Origin of the sequence: Acinetobacter sp. YH16052, from assembly GCF_013417155.1 — a bacterium.
In the GTDB taxonomy this organism is placed as follows: Bacteria; Pseudomonadota; Gammaproteobacteria; order Pseudomonadales; family Moraxellaceae; genus Acinetobacter.
In genome coordinates, this window is sequence record NZ_VPEO01000101.1 from 1 (window position 1) to 1,620 (window position 1,620).

At 35.1% G+C, this 1,620-nt stretch carries 2 protein-coding genes; both read right to left on the reverse strand.

Annotated features, from left to right (window positions below; translation table 11 throughout):
- On the reverse strand, positions 1–386 hold a 386-nt coding region (locus tag FTV42_RS16320), incomplete at its 3' end, for a very short patch repair endonuclease (RefSeq protein ID WP_180039209.1).
- Positions 387–524: 138 nt separating this feature from the next.
- Positions 525–716 (reverse strand): hypothetical protein, encoded by a 192-nt coding sequence (locus FTV42_RS17735; protein ID WP_034705540.1) that lies wholly within the window; start codon positions 714–716, stop codon positions 525–527.
- Between the last annotated feature and the right edge of the window lie 904 nt (positions 717–1,620).

A 1,620-nucleotide genomic window follows, 5' to 3' on the forward strand; every position in this document is an offset into this window, starting at 1 on the left:
TTTTCCGGATCTTTTTTGGCTCCCCGAATACTGCATTCCCAGACAATGCAGACTCGCCAATTACTAGCGCGCAGGATATCTACAGCTCTGGAATCATTCGCCTGATTACGGCAGATTTTTTCCTGCCAGAATTCCGTCCGCGTTGCCGGTAACCTGAAAAGATGACAATTCTGATGACCATGCCAGAAACAGCCGTGTATAAAAATCACTGACCTGTATTTTGGCAAAACAATATCAGGTTTTCCCGGAAGATCTTTTACATGAAAACGATACCGAAATCCTTTTTTATGAAGCAAATGTCTGACTAATAATTCAGGCTTTGTATTGCTACCTTTGATTCCAGCCATCATACGGCTGCGTGTAGATGGATCAACAATGTCTACCATCTATCTCTCCTAAGCTATATTCGAAACTTAACAGAATAAAACTTCAACAATATTATTTATATTGCACATTTTTCATTTAATTATAAGTACTCGTGTCTAGCTAATATTTAACATAAAAACTCTTATACGCAACCCAGGTTAATCCTGGGCTTTCTGTTCAATCTCATCATTGGTCGAGAATGTGTCTGGATTCGTGAGATTGATGTTTTCCTGGCATTGATCGCATACCAACAGTCCTGCAAAAAGCTGTACATTTTTTCTTGATTGGCAAAGAGTACAAGCCTTCGGAAACATTATTGTATTTGCTGTAGTAGTGATATGAGTGCTCATCACAATTCCTCGAATAAGATTTCTTACTATCTTCTCTTAAACTTCAACGCTTGAGTATTGAAGAAGGTCCATTTTTGGAACTTTTGTAGAAAATAGGTATAGAACTCACTGATATTGAATACTCTCAATTTTTTAACTACTTTTAACGCCTGAAATAAGAATTCAATTTAGGTTCTAAAACCTTACTTAAAATCTATCAACTGAGTGATTTTTACAGGTTTAAATTCCTAAAAAATATGTCATGTATGATTTGTTAAATTGACCGAATTGACAGTTTTATTGCTTATCGAAAAGTGCGCAGATTATTTTAATTAATTTTCAATAACTTATGCTGTTTTTATGGCTTTTACCTGCGCAAACTTGATTTTCAATAACTGCGCAGGGTATTTATCTATATATATTAATTACTTATGCTGTTTTTTTCCATTTTTCGAGCGCAGATAGGTGCGCACCCTATTTTTCATTAAATAACAATTGCTTAGAGCATTTTTATTGGTTTTTTGAGCACAGAGAAGAGCGCAGCAAATTAATAAATAAAATCAATAACTTATTTTAAAAAATGCGCTTTTTGCTGCGCAGCTTTCTAACACACAAAATAATTACCCAAACCCTTACAGCATAAGGATTTGAAGGTTGTCATCGTTAGATGCGTGGTGTGTGACAAAAAAATCCCGGCGTGTGCCGGATCCTTGATTGGAAAATTGGCTAAAGTGACGTAGGGCCGGTGCTTGGTTTTGCATGGAAAAAAGTATTTATTTCTTAGTTTAGAAAAACGTAAAAAGATCAATTTTTTTGTCCCTTCATCCAGGTTAAAAATTTCAACCCAAAACTTTAATTATGAAGAGCTTCATAGAAAGCGTTCAAATGCGATTTAAGAGCCTTTACTTAAAAAACATAGATCTCA

What these genes read in the sequence shown, in the direction of transcription:
- FTV42_RS17735 (WP_034705540.1), bottom strand. Translation starts at nt 716, where the DNA reads ATGAGCACTCATATCACTACTACAGCAAATACAATAATGTTTCCGAAG.